The organism is Oscillospiraceae bacterium MB24-C1 (assembly GCA_030913685.1).
GTDB lineage: Bacteria > Bacillota > Clostridia > Oscillospirales > Ruminococcaceae > Yanshouia.
In genome coordinates this window covers 2143217-2164826 of the sequence record CP133187.1, presented here as the reverse complement: position 1 = coordinate 2164826, position 21610 = coordinate 2143217, and the positions used below count along the sequence as shown (strand labels likewise).

The 21610-nt window shown below is 51.4% G+C and carries 19 protein-coding genes; 8 read left to right on the top strand and 11 right to left on the bottom strand.

What is annotated here, in order from left to right:
- Positions 1-144 precede the first annotated feature (144 nt).
- The 7 genes from RBH76_10355 to trmB all read right to left on the bottom strand — a co-directional run bounded on the left by RBH76_10355 (position 145) and on the right by trmB (position 7591).
- Positions 145-1413 (bottom strand): methionine gamma-lyase family protein, encoded by a 1269-nt coding sequence (locus RBH76_10355; protein WMJ83124.1) that lies wholly within the window; start codon positions 1411-1413, stop codon positions 145-147.
- Positions 1414-2151 carry a GNAT family N-acetyltransferase gene (locus RBH76_10350; protein WMJ83123.1) on the bottom strand — a complete coding sequence of 246 codons (738 nt, stop codon included), beginning with the start codon at positions 2149-2151 and terminating at the stop codon, positions 1414-1416. It lies immediately after the preceding gene.
- Positions 2148-3161 carry a M42 family peptidase gene (locus RBH76_10345; GenBank protein ID WMJ83122.1) on the bottom strand — a complete coding sequence of 338 codons (1014 nt, stop codon included), beginning with the start codon at positions 3159-3161 and terminating at the stop codon, positions 2148-2150. Before RBH76_10345 ends, RBH76_10350 begins: the two co-directional genes overlap by 4 nt.
- Positions 3149-4165: a M20/M25/M40 family metallo-hydrolase gene (locus RBH76_10340; protein WMJ83121.1), complete on the bottom strand. Its 1017-nt coding sequence runs from the start codon at positions 4163-4165 to the stop codon at positions 3149-3151. The genes RBH76_10345 and RBH76_10340 overlap by 13 nt, the downstream gene beginning before the upstream one ends.
- Before the next feature lie 15 nt (positions 4166-4180).
- On the bottom strand, positions 4181-5572 hold the full coding sequence (gene murD / locus RBH76_10335) for a UDP-N-acetylmuramoyl-L-alanine--D-glutamate ligase (protein WMJ83120.1): 1392 nt from the start codon (positions 5570-5572) through the stop codon (positions 4181-4183).
- A 628-nt stretch (positions 5573-6200) separates the two neighbouring features.
- A complete protein-coding gene (locus tag RBH76_10330) occupies positions 6201-6923 on the bottom strand; it encodes a type 1 glutamine amidotransferase (GenBank protein ID WMJ83119.1) in 723 nt (240 codons plus the stop codon).
- Positions 6920-7591 carry a tRNA (guanosine(46)-N7)-methyltransferase TrmB gene (trmB, locus tag RBH76_10325; GenBank protein ID WMJ83118.1) on the bottom strand — a complete coding sequence of 224 codons (672 nt, stop codon included), beginning with the start codon at positions 7589-7591 and terminating at the stop codon, positions 6920-6922. Before trmB ends, RBH76_10330 begins: the two co-directional genes overlap by 4 nt.
- 477 nt (positions 7592-8068) lie before the next feature.
- Here trmB and RBH76_10320 point away from each other — a divergent pair, with 477 nt between their 5' ends.
- Together RBH76_10320 and RBH76_10315 are read left to right on the top strand one after the other, a co-directional pair.
- Complete coding sequence (locus tag RBH76_10320) at positions 8069-9349, top strand: DUF1576 domain-containing protein (GenBank protein ID WMJ83117.1); 1281 nt, start codon at positions 8069-8071, stop codon at positions 9347-9349.
- Positions 9350-9590: 241 nt separating this feature from the next.
- A complete protein-coding gene (locus tag RBH76_10315; GenBank protein WMJ83116.1) occupies positions 9591-9779 on the top strand; it encodes a hypothetical protein in 189 nt (62 codons plus the stop codon).
- Between the two features lie 106 nt (positions 9780-9885).
- On the opposite strand, the gene RBH76_10310 is transcribed toward RBH76_10315, so the two are convergent.
- From RBH76_10310 to gap (RBH76_10300), 3 genes are all read right to left on the bottom strand, one after another.
- Positions 9886-10329, bottom strand: a complete 444-nt coding sequence (locus RBH76_10310; GenBank protein ID WMJ83115.1) for a GNAT family N-acetyltransferase — start codon at positions 10327-10329, stop codon at positions 9886-9888.
- Positions 10330-10420: 91 nt separating this feature from the next.
- Positions 10421-11437 (bottom strand): type I glyceraldehyde-3-phosphate dehydrogenase, encoded by a 1017-nt coding sequence (gene gap, locus RBH76_10305; protein ID WMJ83114.1) that lies wholly within the window; start codon positions 11435-11437, stop codon positions 10421-10423.
- Between the two features lie 251 nt (positions 11438-11688).
- Positions 11689-12702, bottom strand: a complete 1014-nt coding sequence (gene gap, locus RBH76_10300; protein WMJ83113.1) for a type I glyceraldehyde-3-phosphate dehydrogenase — start codon at positions 12700-12702, stop codon at positions 11689-11691.
- 269 nt (positions 12703-12971) lie between these two features.
- Here gap (RBH76_10300) and RBH76_10295 point away from each other — a divergent pair, with 269 nt between their 5' ends.
- The 6 genes from RBH76_10295 to ruvX all read left to right on the top strand — a co-directional run bounded on the left by RBH76_10295 (position 12972) and on the right by ruvX (position 20198).
- Positions 12972-14093, top strand: a complete 1122-nt coding sequence (locus RBH76_10295) for a sensor histidine kinase (GenBank protein ID WMJ83112.1) — start codon at positions 12972-12974, stop codon at positions 14091-14093.
- Between the two features lie 259 nt (positions 14094-14352).
- Positions 14353-15291, top strand: a complete 939-nt coding sequence (locus tag RBH76_10290) for a radical SAM protein (GenBank protein WMJ83111.1) — start codon at positions 14353-14355, stop codon at positions 15289-15291.
- Positions 15292-15361: 70 nt separating this feature from the next.
- Positions 15362-16501: a cysteine desulfurase family protein gene (locus RBH76_10285; protein ID WMJ83110.1), complete on the top strand. Its 1140-nt coding sequence runs from the start codon at positions 15362-15364 to the stop codon at positions 16499-16501.
- A 25-nt stretch (positions 16502-16526) separates the two neighbouring features.
- The gene (gene thiI / locus RBH76_10280; GenBank protein WMJ83109.1) at positions 16527-17714 is read left to right on the top strand and encodes a tRNA uracil 4-sulfurtransferase ThiI; all 1188 of its coding nucleotides are present in this window, start codon (positions 16527-16529) and stop codon (positions 17712-17714) included.
- A gap of 36 nt (positions 17715-17750) precedes the next feature.
- Positions 17751-19748, top strand: coding sequence for a SpoIID/LytB domain-containing protein (locus tag RBH76_10275; GenBank protein ID WMJ83108.1), 1998 nt, complete (start codon positions 17751-17753; stop codon positions 19746-19748).
- A 27-nt stretch (positions 19749-19775) separates the two neighbouring features.
- Positions 19776-20198, top strand: a complete 423-nt coding sequence (ruvX, locus tag RBH76_10270; GenBank protein ID WMJ83107.1) for a Holliday junction resolvase RuvX — start codon at positions 19776-19778, stop codon at positions 20196-20198.
- 175 nt (positions 20199-20373) lie between these two features.
- Here the strand turns inward: ruvX and RBH76_10265 are convergent, their stop codons facing one another.
- On the bottom strand, positions 20374-21561 hold the full coding sequence (locus RBH76_10265) for an iron-containing alcohol dehydrogenase (protein WMJ83106.1): 1188 nt from the start codon (positions 21559-21561) through the stop codon (positions 20374-20376).
- Positions 21562-21610: the final 49 nt, after the last annotated feature.

Here is a 21610-nt window from a genome sequence, read left to right as displayed (position 1 = left end):
AAATTATACCCCAGTATGAAACATACCGATTATTGCTGCTTTCGCCTTTATCATTAAAATCTCTGCTTTACAACATTTAACACCGGCAAAGGATGTCAAAATACGCCTCCTTTGCCGGTGCTTATTAATCAAGTGCCGTGGCGATTATTTTACCCGCTGTTTTTTGCGCATGCGGTCAGCACCCAGCAGAATACCGGCTTTGCCGGTCGGATAGGTCAACCCGCCCTGCAACCAAACAGCAAACGGTTCGCGCATTGGCGCATCGGCTGAAAGCTCAATTGAAGCGCCCAGCGTAAACGCCCCCGCTGCCATAATCACCTGGCTGTCATAGCCGGGCATATCCCACGGCTCAGGTGCGGCCATTGAGTCGATTGGTGAGCCGGACTGGATACCCTCGCAAAATGCTACCAGCGCCTCAGGCGTTTTAAGTGCCAATGCCTGAATGATATCATGCCGTGGCTCATTCGCCCTCGGGAAGGTCTCAAAGCCCATTTCCTCAAAAAGTGCTGCCGCAAACACCGCGGTTTTAAGTGCGGCGGCAACAGTGGAGGGCGCCATAAACAGCCCCATATACATGCCTCTGAGCTCATCGAGTGAGCAGCCGACCTCCCGCCCGGTACCGGGCGTCGTCAGACGACAGGCGCAGCGCTCGATCACATCGTGCCGGCCCGCAAGATAGCCGCCGGTTTTGGCGATGCCGCCGCCAGGATTCTTAATCAGTGAGCCTACTATTAAATCAGCGTCAAAAGCAACCGGTTCGACCCGCTCGACAAATTCTCCGTAGCAATTGTCCACCATGACAATGACGTTGGGATTCGCCTGCTTGACAGCCTTAATCGCTTCACCAATTTCGGCTACCGAGAGGGACGGGCGCAAGCTATACCCGCGCGAGCGCTGTATGTAAGCTACCTTTGCGCCACCAACCGCCTCAACAGCCGCTTTAACATTAATTTTTCCGTCGAGGAGCTCCACTTGTTCATAATGTACCCCAAAATCGCGTAGCGAGCCCTCGTCACGGCCATTGTCACGAATGCCAATGACCTCCTCAAGCGTGTCATAGGGCTTTCCGGTTAATGAAAGCATCACATCGCCCGGGCGCAGCAGCCCAAACAGGCCCACCGTCAACGCATGGGTACCCGAGACAAAATTGTGGCGCACCAGCGCATCTTCGGCCCCGATTGCCTGTGCGAACACGCGATCGAGCGCATCGCGGCCAATGTCGCCATAACCATAGCCGGTGGTGCCACAAAGGTGCGCAGTCGAAATGCCATTGTCAATAAAGGCTTTGAGCACCTTCATGCCGTTAAACTGCTCGATTTCTTCAATGGCGGCAAAAGCGGGGGCGGCCTTTATTTCAGCTTGTCGGGCAAATTCTAAAATTTCTGAATCTATCGTAAAAACCGGTTGTATCATTTAGGGTTTCCTCTTTTCTGTAATGGTAAGAAGCTGCGGCAACACCGAAAACCTTGCTTGAAGGTAGAAGTCCACCAACGCCTCGGACTGCGCCGCCGTAAAAACATCAACGCCCCGCAGTGTGGGATGCGTCATAACTGCGCGCAGCAGTGCAAGTCCCAGCCCTGTGCCACGTTTTTCGGGCAGCACAGCCACCGACGAAAGATAAGCGCTGTGCCGCCCCCGAGCCGTAACGCAAGCGACGGCAGCATCGGCATGCATAAAGACCTCGGCTCGACCAGCGTTGCGACGGCGTGTCATATCCGAGAGCCAAGGCAAATATTCAGCCTCGCGAGCAAACTCAGGGTCACTTTGGCACAAAAGCGTAAAGCAGCACCGTAGTTCAATGTCGGTTTCAACTTTCCCTGATTTGGGTATAACGCCGCCAATACCATGCAGCACCGGATAGCTGGAGCTTGTCCATCCGTCGGGCAGTGTATGTGACGTGATGCCGTCCGCTGCCCATTCAATTCGATTGACTCCCAGTATATCTGCAAAGGCAAAAAGCTCACCAAAATCTACATCACCAAGAATCAGCAATGCACTGCCAAAGCGGCAAAGTACGCCGCCCGCGTCGCTTGCAAACCAGTCTAACGCGTTGGGCAGCGCACCATAGCAGGCATGTAATGTCTCCATGCGACAACTAATCAGTGATTCCGGTTCTTTAAGCAGCGGCACGTTCTGGCAAAATTCAATCACAGCCGAGCTAATGGGTCGATGATCGCCAAAAGCAGCTGCTTGGTCGCCGTTACATCCTGCATCGCAGCCACACTGGAGGCGCTGTGCAGGTAGCGGCAGGGTACTGAAATCGCCATGGTTTTGGCTCCCGTGCCCGCACGAGAGACCACGCGAGCCTCATTTGCACCGAAAATACCCTCCTTGGTCTGGATCTCGATACCACGCTCTTTTGCCACGTTAAAGGCCAGCGTATACAACTCGCGGTCGTAGAGCGTGCCTTTGTCGGCAAAAGATACCACGGGGCCTTTCTTAAGCGCACAGACCACCTTGTCGGCGGGAGCGCCTTCGATATCGCCCGCCGTGGTCGTTTCAAGTATAATCGCAATCTCCGGCGCGGTGGCATTTGCTGCCGCTGTTGCGCCAAACATTGAGGATTCTTCACCGCAGGTGAACACGCCGGTGAGCTCCCACGGGCAATCAGAGCTAAGCAGATCAATGAGTAGCGCACAGCCGACGCGGTCATCCAGCGCGCGGGAGAGCAACATACCCTCGCCAAATTCGCAAAACGGCGCGTCGAAGCAGGCCGCGTCTCCAAGGCTGACGACCGAGGCCGCCTCCTCCTTAGAGCATGCTCCAATATCGATATAAAGCCCCTCGGCTTTGAGTTCTGCCTCGCGTTCGTCGTTATCCAGATGATGCCATGCTTTAGCGCCGATGACACCCAGAATACCCGCGTCGCCAATGCGCACCCGCCGGCCGTGCAACACACGCGGGTCGATGCCGATAGGCGAAAACTTTAGCAGCCCTTCGCCAGTAATGGCAGTTATGAGTATACCCACCTCGTCCATGTGGGCAAATAAAACAATCTTCTTTTGGGGTTTCTCGCCGCTTTTAACAGCGATGAGATTCCCGAGCGGGTCTACGCTAAGGGCACATTTGCCCGAAAGCTGCTTTTCAATCACGGCGCGAACGCGCCCCTCGTCACCAGAGATGCCCCTCTCGGCGCAGAGCGCTTTTATCAGCTGTTGCATAAGCCACCTCCAACCGTCTCGGCAATTAACCGGGCCGTATTTTCAACGTCGGAGAGCGCAACAACCTCACCCGGCGTATGCATAAAGCGCAGCGGAATTGACACCAACGCGGTGCGAACACCCTTGCCGGAAACAGCGATGGCGTCGGCGTCGGTACCGGTGCGGCTGCGCATCACTTCAATTTGCCACGGGATGTTGGCACGCTTGGCCGTCTCGGTTAACTGCCGCGAGAGGCGGCGGTCTAGAATCGGTGCGACCCCGATCATCGGGCCCTTGCCCATCTCGCCACAGGACTCAGCCTTTTCATCAGGTGCCAACCCCATTGACACGTCAACAACAAAGGCAAAGTCAGGCGCAACAGCAAAGGACGCGGTCGCCGCACCCGAAGAGCCTACCTCCTCCTGAGAAACAAGTGCCACAATTATTTCGGCTTTTTCAGTCTTTTTTAACAGTTCGGCCGCACGTATAATAGCCCCACAGCCCGCGCGGTCATCCAGCGCCGCGGAGCAAACTCGATCGGCAAACAGCGGTTCCAAAACACCGTCTAGGACAATTCGGTCACCAAGGGCAACCTTTTCGCGCGCAGCTTCGGCGCTCAGACCGATATCAACCGCCAAATCTTCAGGCTTTGCAGTTTTAGTTTTGCCATCCGAAAGATGGGGCGGCGTTGCAACTACAACACCCGGCAGTTTGCAGCAAGCCGTATGCACCGTTACACGCGCACCGGCGAGCGTACGACGATCTGGCCCGCCGCAGGCGGCTACCTTTAAAAAGCCCCTGTCGGTGATTCGGGTCACAATCAGGCCAACCTGATCAAGATGCGCCGCCAGCATGACGCGGGGCAGCCCCGCCTTGGCCGGTGGCATATAGCACAGTACACTGCCAAGCGGCGTGTGCTCCACCCGACCCAATGGTGAGAGCAGCTTCTCAGCTACCTTGGCAGCGTCGGCCTCATCACCCGAAACACCTGTCGCCGGGCACAGTGTTTTTAACAAATCCAGCATCTGTATCTCCTTTATTTAAAGGGCATTAACCAATTTTTTATAGAAGTTGCCCCGCTCTTCAAAATTAGAAAAGGCATCAAAGCTGGCGCAGGCAGGGCTTAGTGTCACCACATCGCCAAACTTGGCATGCGCATTGGCTTGTGCCACCGCGTCGGCCAAATCCTTCGCACGGATGATTTTAAGCCCGCTGGCCTTAAACCCGTCCGCATCAGTGACCGCCTGCTCAATTTTATCGGCGGTCGGTCCGGTGAGTATCAGCAACTTAACACGACTAAGCACCGGACGAGTCAGCGGCTCAAACGGAATTTTTTTATCGTAGCCGCCCGCAATCAAAATCAATTTTTCTTCAAAACTCATCAGCCCCGCCACGGTTCGGGTGGGGGATGTGGCAATTGAATCGTTATACCAACGCACGCCATCCTTTAAGCGCACAAATTCGATGCGGTGTTCAACGCCCCCAAACGTGCGGGCAGCATCACAAATCTGTTTTGGGGTAACGGCCCCCCATGCGGCGCTGATCGCAGCCAGTACATTTTCGACATTGTGCAGCCCCGGCAGCTTAATTTCACTGCGGTTCATCAAAAAGGCTGCACGGCCACCCACGCTGTGGTAAAGGTCGCCTTTACCGTCCATCCAAGCGCCGTTTTGCACCGGACGCTGGCGCGAAAAAAAGGCCAGTGGCCCGCGCACCTCATCCATGAACGCCTCAGCACCGGCGCTGTCTGCGGAGAGCACCGCCCGTGAGAATGCACTCTGGTGCCGCACAATATTGCGCTTCGCACCGACATATTCCGCCATATCCTTATGCACGTCGAGATGGTTTGGGCTGATGTTGGTCACGACCGCCACATCGGGTGAGCAGCGCATCGACAGCAACTGAAAACTTGAAAGCTCAATGACGCACAGGTCATTTTCACTGACCATATCCAAAATAGGCAATAACGGCTTACCGATGTTGCCACCTAAATGCACCACCTTACCAGAGCGACGCAGCATCTCAGCCAGAATGCTCGAAGTGGTGGTCTTGCCATCCGATCCGGTCACGCCGTATATCGGGCAGGGGCACAGCCGTATAAACACCTCCAGCTCGCTTGTGACAATTTTGCCCCGTTCACGCGCTCGGGTTAGCTGTGCGGTGGTAAAGGGCAGGCCAGGGGTGCGAAAAATGATTTCGCCGTTTAAATCTTCCAGATAATTTTGCCCTAACGACAACTCGACATGCGCTTTCTTTAGGCGTTCAATCTGCTCGGGTCGGAACTGATCCTCGGTACGGCTGTCGTGCAATGTCACCTGCGCGCCACTGTGTACCAGTCGGAACAAAAGCTCAGAATTGCTCACGCCGAAGCCGATGACGTCTATTTTTCGATCTTTCATAAGAGGGAAAAAGTTCTTTGCATTATAATACATAACAGACTCCCTTCTGCCGCTGCGCCGGCCTATGTGTATGACAAGTTTTCATCCTGCGCAGCTTGACTGATGAAAGCTCTTTGTACGCATTAACATCGACTTAAAAGTTTATGCTTATTCTAATTTAAATAATAAATATAGAGGCTTTTTATTTTATAAAACAAATGGCGAGAAACCTCTCTACAGAAAATAGAAAAAGGGCCTATATTAATCATTTTATTAAATTAGAAGGCATATCAATTTATGCGCACCATTTTATTGTATAGACAATGCTGTACACCCATATAGAAAACGAGACAATGCCATGAAAAAACCGGCGTTTATGGATAACTATGTTATTTTAGTATTATATCGTTTTGCAAGTAAAATATCAATTGGCAGACTTTTTTTAACATCTTTTTCGTTCTGGCTGCGTATAATGGTAGAAGCTATTTTAAAAGGAGACGACAACTATGGAACAAAATGAAAGCGAATATGATGTATTATCAAGTTTTATGGAGTGGTTTGAAGTGCAGGGCGACATCGACGACTTCGTGTTTTATGATCAGGTTGCCCTAATAAGCGAAAAGTAAGCCCGGGCAGAAGCCACCTTCTGCCCGGGTTTGCTTTTGTTTTAAATACGGCACATTTACGGTCGACCCAACATTTTACACTGTTTAACAAACCCAAGAAACAACGGAGCTGAATCGGGTCCATGGTGTTCAAAGCGGTGGATGCCAGTCATGCGTTCGGGGTGCCATTGCACCGCTAAAATCGGCAGGGTGGTGTGTTCCATCGCCTCAACAACCTCACCACAGGTGGCGGTGCAAACAAAACCCTCTGCCATCGCCTTGACCGATTGGTGGTGGTAGCTGTTCGTCATAATACGGCCGCCATAAAACTTGTGTAGCTGCGAACCGGGCATCAGTTCAGTCATATGCACACAGTCGTGCGGCTTGTCGCCTCCGCCGTGCACCACGTCAAGCTGGCTGGGCAGATCCTGCCATAACGTGCCGCCAAAATAGCTGTTAATAATTTGAATGCCGCGGCATATGCCAAACACCGGCTTCTTCGCTTTGACAAAACGCTCAAGAAGCTTGTATTCCATGGCGTCGCGCTGAGAATCAACCTGGCCACACTCGGGGTGCTTTTCCTCGCCATAAAGCGCAGGGTCAAGGTCCGGTCCGCCCGTGATCAGCAGCCCCTGAGCCAGCGCGGCCAAATCTTCCGCCAGTTCACCGTCATCAAGCGGCAACAGCGGAATGCCCCCCGCGCGGGTAACGGCGTCTGCATAGTTTTGATAGAGGTATCTGCGGTTTTGCCCGTTTGAGGATACATCGTACCCCGCGGTAAGTAATATTAACGGTTTCATACATTTCCCTCCGGCAGCACGGCGGCAATATAGTGTATAGGCAGGCCCATATCACGAAACATTCGCTCGTGCTCTGTCATAATAGCCGAAGCCTCGTGTGAGGCCGGCAGATCAACAATATGTTCAACCACCTTAAAGCCGCATTCAATCAGATATTCCCCGGTGGCTTCAAAAAGAACGTCATCATCGGTTTTAAACAACAATTGGTGCCCTGGCAGCAGAAACTTTTTGTAGAGCGCCAGTTGCCTGGGGTGGGTGAGCCGATGTTTAAAATCACGCTTTTTGGGCCATGGATTACAAAAGTTGATATAAATCTTCGCAATTTGATCTTCGGGGGCAAGCATATGGTCAATCCATTCTATGTTGTGCGCGGCAAGACGGAGATTATCCACCGCGCGCCCACCCTCGGAATAGACCCGCTCGGCGTTACGCTTGGCAAGCCCAAGCACCTCGCTTTTAAGGTCAACGGCCAAAAAATTAATATCGGGGTTCTCAAAAGCCTTTTGCGCAATAAAGCCACCCTTGCCGCAGCCCAACTCTAAATGCAGCGGCGCTTCAGTCCGTGCAAATGTCTCTTTCCAATGCCCGCGACAGTCGTCGGGGCAGTCTATAACAAACGGGCTTTCGGCAAGTTCCGGCCGCGCCCAGGATTTTCTTCTAATTCGCATTCGCATCCTCCGTACCAAATACCTTTTGGAACACGCTGATTTAATGACGGGTACGGGGCGGAGGCTAAAAATTCCCTGCAACTGGCAAAGAGCGCCGAAAATTGGCCAATCGAGCATGTACACCGAGTAAATTCACCATATCCTGAGTGGTTTTAGTATATATCAAACCTCTTGCCTGCGCAAGGGGTTTTAAGCTTATCATACACCCTAAATACACTCGTCTTTTGTCTTACTTCCCTATGTGATTATTAGTACCTTGAGCGTTTGATCTTTTTCAATTTTATACCTATCAAAACCTTCCATTTAAATTTGTCAAGCCATTACGAGGTGACCATCAGCATACTTTTTACACATAAAATAGTATGGAATGTGTGAGTTTTTTACTAAATTCATTTTTATATACATTTTTCGGTAGAAAATACATTCAAAGTCTGATAGAATAATTAAAAAATCTGCAAGTTATAGGAAGGATCCTGCATGACAAAGCTACATTACGCCGCTTCTATCCCTGATAACGCTCAGATTTCAAAACGAATGTGTTTTATTCTTGCACTTTCGTTGATTGTGGCTGGCTTTTGCCTAGAAACGCCAAAAAGTATTTTAGATGGCCTTATCGCATATATTCTTTGTTCAGACATTTTAATCACTGATTATTTTGTCATTGGTTCTATCGGGGCCGCATTGGTGAACGCCGGCATCGTTACCCTGATTTCAATTGGTCTGACATTACTAATCAAAACGCCCTACAACGGAGGCACCATTTCGATGATGTTTTTGATGGCGGGCTTTTCGTTGTTCGGAAAAAACCCCCTCAACATTTTACCGTTTTTTCTCGGCGTTTGGATTTATGCCAAGGTCAAAGGGCAGCCGATGTCGCGCTATACCAACGCAGCGCTTTTTTCTACAACGCTTGCGCCAATTGTAAGCGACATTCTGCTTAAAACCCCGGTACACCTATTTCTGAGAATCATTCTCGCTACAGGTATCGGTACTCTGATCGGTTACATAATCATCCCCTTAGCGGAACATTCCTTTTCGACCCACATGGGCTATACCCTCTTTAATTACGGCTTTACTGGTGGACTGATGGCGTTGATGATCGCTTCAGTAACGCAGGCGATGGGCGGTTCGATAAAAACCTCCATGATCTGGTACGACGGCTTTCCAATGTCCATGCTGATTTACCTTATCGCGCTGATTGTAGCGCTGATCGTTTTTGGGTTTATTCTGTGCAACTTCAACTTCCCGTCCTACTGGCGTATTATGCGTCACTCGGGTCGTTCCCCCACTGACTTTGTCATCACCGACGGCATTGGTGCGACCATGATGAACATGGGCGCAATGGGCGCCGTTTCGCTTGGATATGTGATGCTAGTGGGCGGCGATCTCAATGGTCCTGTGTGTGGTGCGATTCTCACGGCAATCGGTTTTGGCGCGGCCGGCGAGCACCCCAAGAATACCATCCCCATTATGTTCGGCGTCTGGATTGCTTCTCATGTTATGGTTCCCACCCAAACCGACCCCGGCATGCTTTTAGCAGCGCTGTTTGGCACTGCACTCGCACCAATATCTGGCCAGTTCGGCTGGCATTACGGCATTATCGCCGGTTTTTTGCATGCCGCAGTCGTGTTGGCGGTTGGCGCACCCTGTGGCGGCTACAACCTCTACAACAATGGCTTTGCAGCAGGTCTGGTCGCACTAGTCATGGTATCTTTAATTCAGGGCATCTCGCACCGGTGGCGCAATGCCGACCGTTAAGCTTGCGCCATTGAAACATCTTCTTACTTGTTGCCAGGTTACGATTTTTTTATATCGACATACTGTACAAAACGGGCTTTCGCCCGTTTTGTTTTTATAAACGTATTATTATTTTAAAAATATATCTAGTTTGACGTCGTTTAATGGTAAAGTTTCCGTAAACGATCGCTCAATATAAATTTAGGTCTTTTCTTTTGAAGTCCTGTGCGCTATGATAAACTAAGAAAGGACGGATGTACAAATGTCGTTAACCATGAGCGCTGTCGGCTTTGCCCTTAGCATTGCGCTGATTATTGTCTGTGTCATCATTGACAAAAAGCGTGGGGAAGACCGGTGCCGGCTTATTATATCCATCACCGCTATAGTTTCTATGATGTACCTATTTTTTTTATTGGTCAATATATTGATAGCCACCGGGGTACTAAAATAGGATGAAAGCCGGTTTATAGAGGGGTTTTCTACTATTGCCAACTCAGCTTTGCGACTAATAAGCGCCGCCGACAAAGGTCGACCTTTATCGGCAGCGCTTTCTGTTATTATTTAAATTCCTTAACCATCTGCTGGTAGGGTAGTTCCTGAAAACCCAGCTTTTGATACAGGCTTTTGGCTCGTATATTGTCGGGCGCTATCTCCAGGCGCATACGCGCTAGTGAACCACCATATTTTTCTTCGAGTGTTGCAAACAACGCCTTGCCCAGCCCAAGCGAACGGTATTCAGGTAGGATAAACACCTCTTCAACCCAGACCGTCAGCCCACCGCCCTCGCACGAGAAGGTTTTAGCGATCAGCGCATAGCCCGCCGGTTTTCCATCATGGGTCATAATGTAGCCGTCGGCATAAACATCTGAGCGCATTAGCTCGTCAAAAGTTGCCTCGATATATTTTTTCGGGATGTCGTGATCTACCGCATCTGAGTTATAAAATCTCTGCACCAGCCCAATGTAAGCCTCACGGTCATTCGGCTCAACTTTTCTGATCATCTTTTTTGGTCTCCTTACATTGAAATTTAAAAGAGGGGTGAAAAATTTCACCCCTCTTCACATTAAGAATTAAACTTTATGGGAGTAGCGCTTACTGTGCATCCACCGCGGCCATATGCTCAATAAGCATCAGTACCTTGTTGGAATAGCCCCACTCGTTATCATACCATGCCAGCAGCTTAATGAAATTATCGTCAATCATAATACCGGAGCTGGCATCAAAGTTACAGGTGTGGGTATCCCCCAGAAAATCAAGCGAAACCACCTGCTCGTCATAGTAGGCCATAACGCCCTTCATCGTGGTTTCGGTGGCCTTTTTAATTGCGGCGCAAACCGCGTCATAAGTTGTTGGCTTTTCTAAACGAGCCGTCAGGTCAACCACCGAAACGTCGGCCGCGGGGATACGGAACGACATGCCGGTCAGCTTGCCCTTGACCTCGGGAATTACCAGGCCACACGCTTTCGCAGCGCCCGTGGTAGAGGGAATGATATTGCCAAACACCGAGCGGCCGGTGCGCCAATCCTTCATGGAACGCGCGTCCACTACCTTTTGCTTGGCGGTTGCCGCGTGGATGGTGGACATCAGCCCCTGAATGATGCCAAACTCGTCGTTGACCACCTTGACAAGCGGTGCCAGGCAGTTTGTTGTACAGGAAGCATTAGAAACCACCGTCATATCGCTGGTGTAGTCGGTATGGTTAACGCCCATAACAAAGGTTGGGGAATTATCCTTGGCTGGAGCAGTAATAACTACTTTTTTAGCGCCCGCAGCAAGATGTGCAGCAGCTTTTTCTGCCGTGACATAGGCACCGGTTGATTCAACAATATATTCCGCCCCCAACGCACCCCACGGCACCTGAGTAGCGTCGGCTTCGCTGAAGACGGGAATTTTTACGCCGTTAAAGCTTAGCCCCTTTTCATAAACTTCCACCGTTCCGGGGTAACGACCGAAAGTGGAATCGTACTTCATCATATACTTCATATACTCAAGGTCTACATTGCGGTAGTTGACAGCGCAGACTTCAAAGCGCTCTGGCATCGCCAACGCCTGCCGCAACACGACTCTGCCAATTCTTCCAAAGCCGTTAATGCCGATTTTTACTGCCATAAAGAAACGCCTCCTGTTACACAATATAGGGCTCCGCTGTTATTGTAGCACGACCAATTTGATGTGGCTAGAGCACGGACGCCAATAAATCAACGGATTTGATGCAACAATTTGGTGAGTTTCTCAATTAAATCGGCACCTTGCTGTTTTCATAGTATTTTTGGCAGGATATTTTGTTTTTATGTACCAAAAGCAGCCCTACCAAGAAATATCTTCCCAGTATGGCTGCTTTGCACAAAGTTCAAAGATTTTTACTGCGCGTCGACCGACGCCATATGCCCGATCAACATGAGCACTTTGTTGGAATAACCCCACTCGTTGTCGTACCAACTGATGAGCTTAACAAACTGTTCGTTGAGCAAAATGCTAGCCTTTGCATCAAAAATTGAGGTGTGCGGATCGGTGATAAAGTCGGAAGATACCACCTCTTCATCGGTATAGCATAAAATACCCTTCATATCGCCTTCGGCAGCCTTCTTGATCGCCGTGCAGATCGCTTCCATCGTCACAGGTTTTGCGAGCCGAGCGGTGAGGTCCACCACTGAAACATCAAGCGTGGGAACGCGGAACGACATGCCGGTCAGCTTGCCGTTTAATTCAGGAATAACCTTGCCGACGGCCTTTGCAGCACCGGTCGACGCAGGAATGATATTTGCTGTAGCTGCTCTGCCGCCGCGCCAGTCCTTCTTAGAAGGACCATCCACAGTCTTCTGGGTTGCAGTGGTCGAATGCACTGTCGTCATCAACCCCTCAACAATACCAAACTCGTCGTTGATAACCTTAGCCAGCGGCGCTAAGCAGTTGGTGGTGCAGGAAGCATTGGAAACGATGGTCATATCCTTGGTATAAGTTTTGTTATTGACGCCCATAACAAACATGGGGGCGTCCTTAGAGGGGGCAGAAATAACGACCTTCTTGGCGCCGCCTACAAGGTGCGCCTTGGCCTTGTCTACAGTGGTGAATACGCCGGTGGACTCCACGATATATTCCGCGCCGCAGTCACGCCATGCAATTTCAGCGGGGTCTTTACACTCGAACACCGTAATAGCTTTTCCATTAACGACAAGCTTGCCGTCCTTAGCCGTTACGCTGCCACCAAAACGACCATGTATCGAGTCATATTTAACCATGTACGCCATATAGTCCGGGTCAACAAACGGATCGTTGATTCCAACAACTTCATATTTTTCAGGCTGCTCGACAGCCGCACGGAAAACCAGTCGACCGATTCGGCCAAAACCATTAATGCCAATTTTAATTGCCACTCTAGTTACATCCTTTCAAAAAAATATTATTTGTTTTTATATTTTGTCTATTTTATATCACATAATTTATATAATAACAATAGTTATATAAAATTTTGGTATAATTCACACAAAAGATCAAGTCTTTTTTGGAAATCAATTTCACGTTAAAGCACTCTAATAATGTTCTAATTTCCTAAATTTAGAAATTTTGTCGAATTACGTTGTTTCACGTCGAATAATATGGTACTATATTAGTAATAAATATCACCTGAAAAGGGGACGATTACATGCAATCCCAACTTGCATTAATCCAACAGCTTCACGGCAACTCCCCCATCCCGTTTGCAGTGGCAGACCATAACTTATTAATAGTATGGGTCAATGCCTGCGCGCTCAAGCACTATCCTGCATTGTCTGTTCCGGGAGGCCTTTCTTTACTGGTTTCTTCCGCACAGCTTGAAGTCATAAAAAAAACTCCCTCTGGCGAGCCGCGGGCTTTTTCTGTTCCGCTCACGGCCATGGAACATTTTGCGGCTTCGTTTACCCCAATTGAAGACGGTTACCTCATCTCTTTTGGCTTTGCCGACTCGCAGGATACTCCTATGCTACCACAGAGCATCGACTATTTGACTTCTGCAATTTCAGGAAGACTTCGTGCCCCACTTGCCAATATTTTTGCTGGTATCTCCACCATTGCGCGTATGCCTGATGTCCAGCAAAACGAGCAATTGTGTGAGCTGACACAGCAGATAAACCTAAATAGCTACCACATGTTGCGATTCACTATTGATTTTACGGCGCATCTGCACTTTCTACTCGGAAATGAACCCTTTTCGCCTGCCCTGCTTGACTTGAGTGATCTTTTAAGACGGCTGGGGCTGGCTGCCGGAGTGCTGACCGACTCCATCGGCATTGGGCTTTCTTTAGATATACCAGAAATTCCGGTATATATCATGTCCGACGACAGACTGCTTAATCATGCCATTTTGCATATCATTTCCAACTGCTGCCGCTTTACCAAGCCGGATAATGCTATTTCATTAGCACTGAGCGCCGATGATTCCTGTGCGCACATTACGATAAGAGATCGTGGTCAGGGAATTCCGCAAAACTTATTGGATAAGGTGTGCGAACCCTTTTTTTCTTACGATCACGAAGGCTTACCAATGTCCGGTAGCGGGCTGGGTTTATCAGTAGCTCGACAAATTATTGTCCTTCACAATGGAACCTTAGCCATCGCGTCAAAGGAAGATGAAGGTACCACAGTAGCCATCAGCTTACCTCTCGCTCCTCAGGACGACGACACCCTCGTCTTAAAAAGTCCGCCGCCTGTGGCGGACATGCTACGTGACCGCTTTTCGTTGCTGCACATCATCCTTTCAGACAGTTGCAATGCGCCACGACCATAGCCTGGTAATGCCTTTTAAACGGTGCTAGCGGCGGTTACCAGCCTACGTGCAAATTCACATTCACTCGAGGGGTTGCGGTCTGCTAAGGCAGGTCGCAACCCTTTCGCTTTTTTACATGTGCATCCTTCGAGAGTTTTTTTATATTTTGTCATCCTACTAGGGGATTTCTCAAAACTGTATTTTTTCTTGAAACTTTGTGTTTGGCACGCTATGATAAGGTGTCTATAAACGCTTACCTAATCGGGTGAAGGAGATGCCAATGAATCACTTTTTATACGACAGATTAATTGAATGTCGCCTTTGTCCGCGCAACTGCGGTACCAATCGCACCTTACACCCGGGCTATTGCAAGACCGGGTCCGAAATTAAAATTGCCCGTGCAGCATTGCATCATTGGGAGGAGCCCTGCATATCAGGCACTAACGGTTCGGGGGCCGTCTTCTTTTCACACTGCACGCTGGGTTGTGTGTTTTGCCAGAACCACGAGATCAGCCACGGTGGCAAGGGGCTGACCGTTTCTGCGGCCCGTCTGGCCGAAATATTTCTTGAACTGCAGGCACAGGGCGCACATAACATCAATCTTGTCACCCCAACGCACTACGCTGTTGGAATTATCGACGCGCTGATGCTGGCACGGCAGAAAGGCCTATCGCTACCGGTTGTCTACAATTGCGGCGGCTACGAAAAGGTCGATACCATCCAGATGCTTTCTCCGTGGGTTGACGTCTGGTTGCCAGACTTTAAATATGCACAGGAGAAGCTAGGCTTAAAATATTCCGCCGCGCCCAATTACCCCGAAACGGCGCTGTCTGCAATCGCTGAAATGCTGCAATGCGTAGGCCCGCCTGTGCTGGATGATGATGGCCTTCTACGCCGGGGCGTGCTAGTGCGACATCTATTGCTGCCGGGTCAGCTAGCCGACTCTATGCAGGCAGTCGATCTATTGTATAACCATTTTGGCGACGATATTCTCTTAAGCCTGATGAGCCAGTACACCCCACCGGACAACCCCAGCAGTGAATTTAGCGCGCGTTGCCCTGAGCTGACCCGCCGTGTGAATCCGCGCCACTACGATGCGCTGGTCGATTACGCGGCTGAGCTTGGCATCACCCACTGCTATATTCAGGATGGTTCCGCAGCCGACAGTGCGTTCATCCCTATGTTTGATCTCAGTGGTGTAAATATCTCTGGCGGTTGAAAAAAGGCTGTTTTTAAGGTATAATAATAGAATTATGGATCTTTAAATTGTTTGTAAGGGGAGCATTCCCATGAACGAAATCTATTTTGATAATGCCGCAACGACGCGGGTGGATGAGGGCGTGGTGTCCCTGATGGCGCAGGTGATGCGCGAGGACTACGGCAACCCGTCGTCACTGCACACCCGGGGCGTACAGGCGCAGCTGTTGATGGAGCGTGCGCAAAAGCAGCTGCTATCGGCACTGGGTGCCAAAGGTGGGCAGGTGCTTTTTACTTCTGGCGGAACAGAGGCCAACAACTTGGCACTGTTTGGTGGATCAGACGCCAAAAAGCGGCGTGGTAACCGTATCGTCACCACGTCGGTTGAGCATTCCTCAGTACTGGCTGCGGCGCGAGAACTTTCCCGGCGCGGCTTTGAAACGGTCGAAATCCAACCCGAGTCAGACGGCCGCATCAGCGTTGAAAAGTTGCTTGATGCCTGCAATGAGGGTACCATCCTTGTCTCGATGATGTTGGTCAACAACGAGGTGGGCACTGTCCAGCCTGTGGCCGAAGTAGCCAAAAAGCTACGTCTCAAAGCACCCAACGCCCTACTGCACACCGACGCGGTGCAGGCGTTCGGCAAAATCCCCTTTTCAGTTTCGGCGTTGGGGGTGGATATGCTGACGCTCAGCGGGCATAAAATTCATGCACCTAAGGGAGTCGGTGCACTTTATCTTGCCGACAAAGTCAGAGTGACGCCGCTGCTTTACGGCGGAAGCCAACAGCGCGGTCTTCGGCCAGGTACAGAGAGTGTGCCTATGATTGCAGCGCTAGGGCTGGCGGCAAAAAATGCCGTAGACCGACTGGATGACAACCGCACCAACGCGCAGCAAACCAAGGATGCGTTGATCGAAGGACTGTCCGCCCTGCCAAATGTCATCGTCAATTCTCCGAACCAAAATTGTTCGCCGTTTTTATTAAACTGTTCAGCCGTTGGTTACCGTTCTGAAACGCTGCTGCATTTTCTCGCCTCTCATGGTATTTATGTTTCGAGCGGTTCGGCCTGTTCAAAGGGCGCAAAAAGCCATGTTCTGGCGGCCATGGGCAAAAGTGTGCGCGAAATTGATTCGGCATTGCGCATCAGTCTGTGCGAGACCAACACCCCGCCAGAAGCTACACGCTTTTGCGACGTCCTTAGCCTTGCCATGCAATCGCTGCGGCAGTCTTAAGTCCGATAAAGAAAGAGGATCATCCATGAAGGAAATTGTTCTGCTTAAATATGGTGAGCTAGCGCTCAAGGGCACCAACCGCGCTACATTTGAAAGTATTTTGATGAAGAATATCCGCCGTAGGCTTGCCCCTGTCGGCGCGTTTACCGTTACCAAGGCACAGTCCACCATCACTGTCACGCCCATGACCGACGACATCGACATGGACGAGGCTTATCTGCGTCTTTCGCGCGTTTTTGGCATCGCTGCCATCAGCCGCAGCGCCGTAGTCGAAAAAAGCTTTGATGCTATGCGCGCCGGGGCGGATTATCTAGACGATGCGCTTGCTTCGGTGAAAACCTTTAAGGTCAATGCCAAGCGATCGGACAAGACCTTTCCGATGGGGTCGCCAGAAATTTGCACCGAACTAGGGCACTATCTGTTGGAGCGTCACCCCCACCTGCGGGTGGATGTACACAACCCCGATCTGGTGGTCTGGGCTGAGGTGCGCGACCGCGCAGCCTATCTGCACGCCGGGCAGCAAATGGGTGCAGGCGGCATGCCCATCGGTAGCGCCGGTAAAGCAGCACTGTTACTCTCGGGCGGCATCGACTCCCCCGTCGCGGGTTATATGATGGCGAAACGCGGACTGGAGATTATAGCGGTCCATTTTGCGAGCCCGCCCTACACCAGCGAACGTGCATTGCTGAAGGTTAAAATGCTCTGTCAGAAGATGTCGGCCTACACTGGACGGGTACGCCTGTTGGTTGTGCCATTCACTGAGCTTCAGCAGGAGATTGGTGAAAAGTGTCCTGAGGAATATTTCACTATTGTGATGCGTCGCCTGATGATGGAAATGGCTTCGCACCTTGGTGAAAAGTACGGATGTGGCGCACTGATAACTGGCGAAAGTTTAGGACAGGTAGCCAGCCAGACCATGCAGGCCATCGCCTGCACCGACCAATCTGCTACACTGCCGGTCTTCCGCCCAGTTATCGGTATGGACAAGGAAGAAATTGTGACGATTGCGCGCAAGATCGATACCTTTGAGACATCGATCCTCCCCTATGAGGATTGCTGCACCGTCTTCACCCCGCGCCATCCCCGCACCCGCCCACAGCTGGAGTGGGTCATCGAGGCTGAAAGCGGGTTAGATCGCGCGCGTTTGATTGAAGCGGCGGTGGCCGGTACCGAAGCGGTATGGATAGACGAAACAACCGAGCTGACGATCTAAATCTGTGTACTCAAAAATATAAAATGGGAGGGACACATGCGGCTGACAATCATCGAGCCCAACGACAGCTGCCGTGAAATGCGTGGCAGCATAGACGCGATGCTGGCCGCCATGCAGCTAAAAGCCCAGGAGATCATCTGCCAAAATGACCGGCAGAGCCTGGCTCAGGCCATCGCCACGGCGCTTTCCGAAGCCGAATTGGTACTGGTAATCGGCGGCATGTCGCACGGCGGCTTTGCCCGCGAGGCTGCCGCAGACGCACTGGGACGCCCGCTTGTTCACTCCAAGGCGGCGGCCGGTTATATTGAAAAGCGCTGCCGCGAGCAGGATCTGGTCTTTTCTGAGTTCGCGCGTTGCTGCAATCTGCCGCAGGGCGCCCGCTCTTTTGCAGGCGACGGATTGTTCCCCGCCTGCCTTTGCATTCACCACGAGCACGCCCTGCTACTGTTTGACGAATATGACGACCCTGCGCAGCTGTTTCGGCTAAAAACACTGCTAACCTCGCTGTTTGATTCGCCTGACCAAACGCCCATAGTTGTCGCCGAGGAACAATTGCCGACTGAGGCAGCTGAACCTGAATCTTTACCATTATCCGCAAAAGCACCCGAGGCTAAGTCACCAGACAAAAGGCATCAGGCTAAAAAGCCGCCGCGCTCTGTGCGCAGCCAAAGCAAAAACGGGCGTAAGAAGACTATTGTTGGGTGCATTGCCATCGCCTGCGTACTGGCTGTCATGGCGCTGGCTGGTGCGGCTGCGGCACTACTGGGCACATTGAAGAACGAAACCCCTGCACAACAGACAAATGCTTCGGGCACTTCTGAGCAGCTTACCGTTCTGGGTCCAGTCCGGACGGTACCACCCTGGCGTCTGAAAGCATCGTCTTCTGAGAAAGACACACCATCATCCCAAGCGGATCTATCATCGTCTGAATCTGAAGCATCTGCACCAACGGCATCATCGGTACCTGAAGTATCATCTCCGTCCACACCAGCGATGTCATCATCCCAAGCGGAAGCACCATCATCCACACCGGTCGCATCATCGTCTGCTCCTGAAGTGTCTTCATCCGTACCTGAACCATCATCATCAGTACCGGCCGCCTCATCGTCTGCACCCGAGACTCCATCATCGTCATCAGAGGATGAAACGGTGTATGTTTACACAGGCGAGGATGACGAGGAGGATGATCCACCTCGCGGTTCAGACGATACGCCGTCCGCGCACGACGACGCCTTTGATGAAAAGCTTTCTTACACCTACGGCGGCAGCGTTCGGCGTATGAATGCATATGACCTTGTCTGCCAGGTGCTTCAAAACGAAACGCGCGGCAACCTTGCGCCTGAGGCCTTGAAGGCGCATGTGGTCGCCACCTATACCATGATCAAATATAATAACGCCGCCGGAATCGCCCCATCCGTGTTGCTCAACAGCAACATCTCTTCCGCCGTTGAAGATGCAGTCGACGCGGTTTTGGGCGTGGGCGTTTATTATAATGGGCGTTACGCCAACACCGTTTACCACTCGACCAGCTGCGGTTACACCACCAGCTCTCAGGCAGTTTGGGGCGGCGCGTTGCCTTATCTTGTCCCGGTAAAAAGCGCCTCCGACCGCAAATCGCCTTATTATCAAAGCAGCTACACCATCTCGGAGGACGATTTTGCCGCAAAAGTTGAAAAAGTGTATGGTATTGTGCTGGACGGCGACCCAGAGGATTGGATTAGCGTTGAACGCGACGCCCCGGGCGGTTATGTCGGCACAGTTGAAATTGGCGGCGAAACCCGCTCACAGGGCGGAACTTACGGCACTAAGCTCATCACAGGCCGCAGCATACGTGAAAAATTGTTGTCCTTTGCGCTGCGCTCACACTGCTTTGACGTTGAATATAACGCCTCTAAAGAACGGTTTGAATTCACCGTTTACGGCTATGGCCATGGGGTGGGTATGAGCCAATACGGCGCGCATTATATGGCGCTGGAAGGTTATGATTACGTCGAAATTCTTGAGCATTATTACACTGATACCGAAATATACTAACCGTGCTACGAAAGAGGGGGGTTACCCATGATTATTTTAGCTGTCGATTATGGCGATGCACGCACAGGCCTTGCCGTCTGTGATAAAAGCGAGCTGCTGGCTTCACCCGTGGCGGTGATTGCCGAATATAACCGTGAGCGACTGGTCGCCAAAATTTTGGCACACGCCACCGAGCTTTGTGCCGAAGAAATTGTCGTTGGCAACCCGCTGAACATGAATGGCTCGGCCGGGCCTCGCAGCGAGTTGGCGCATCAACTGGCCGATATTCTGCGCGAACAAAGTGGTTTACCTGTCACGCTGTGGGATGAGCGCAGCACAACCGTCTCGGCTATCGGCATACTAAACCAAACCGATGTACGCGGTAAAAAACGCAAAGCGGTTATCGACGCTGTCGCCGCCGTACTGATTTTAGAAAGCTATTTAGCCTACCGCAAAAACCACGTCAAATAAAAAAGCCCGCGTTGTCGTAAAGTAGCACGACAGCGCGGGCGGTATTTTTGTTGCACGCAGCATCGTCTGCGCCGTATATTTGGGAGCTTATCGCCAAATCAGAACCCCTGTGCCGGACATCTTCTTTCCAGCACAGGGGTTCTCTATCACTTTTATAATAGCCGTAATGGCGTTCTTACGCCTTGTTGGCCGCGCGGAAGATGTTGAGGATCTCCTCCTCGCCCAGCTTGACAAAGCCGCCGATTGTACGAAGCCCAAAGTTCGTGCATTTGGCCGAAAGCTCTTTGATTTCGTCCTCGGTCAGGGTGCGGCCCATCAGCTCGGGAATGGTTGTCGGCATGCCGATCGACTTAAAATAATCCTCGGTCTGTGCAATCGCTGCCAGCACGGTCTCTTCCGGGTTCTCATAGTTGAGGTTTAATCCTAGAACATTGACACCGTAACGGGCAAAACGCATCATATCCTGTTTGTAAACATAGCGCGCCCACGAACCCCACATGGCCGACAGACCTGCGCCGTGTGCCACATCGAACATACCGCCGAGCTCGTGCTCAAGTTGGTGGGTTGCCCAGTCGGTCACGCGGCCAAGGCCGGTGAGCTGGTTGTGCGAAAGGCTGCCCGCCCACATCACTTCCGAACGCGCTTCATAGTTCTCAGGCTCCTTGACGCACACCGCGCCATACTGCATAACGGTGCGCAGAATTGCCTCAGCGATACGGTCGGTCACCTCGTTGAGGCCACCGGGTGAGAAAAACCGCTCAAAGGTATGCATGATAATATCCACCACGCCACAAGCGGTCTGATAGGCCGGCAGGGTATACAGCAGTTCAGGATTCATCAGCGTAAAGGCAGGACGCAACAACTCGTTGCCAAAGCCGCGCTTCATCCAGCCATCCTCGTTGGTGATGACAGTGTTGGCGCTGGTTTCGCTTCCAGCAGCGGCAAGCGTCAGAATGTTGCAGGTGGGCAGTGCGGCGGCAGGCTTTGCCTTACCGTCATAAAAATCCCACACGTCGCCGTCATACGGCACGCCCATGGCGATGGCCTTAGCCGAATCAATCGTCGAACCGCCACCGACAGCCAATATCATATCCACTTTTTCCTTACGGCAAAGGTTGATGCCCCCGTGAACGAGACCCAGCCGGGGGTTGGGTTGAGCACCGCCGAGCAGGATGTAATCAACTCCGGCCGTTTTCAGCGAGGCTTCTACACGGTCCAACAGGCCGGTCTTTTTAACGCTGCCACCGCCGAAGTGTACCAGTAGCTTGGAAGCGCCACGAGCCTTGACCTCTTCGCCGACGCGACTTTCAACGTCCTTGCCAAAAATAACCTTAGTAGGGCTATAAAACTCGAAACTGTTCATGTATTATCATCCTTTCCGCTTATAGCATATACTATAAACGGCCTTTAAG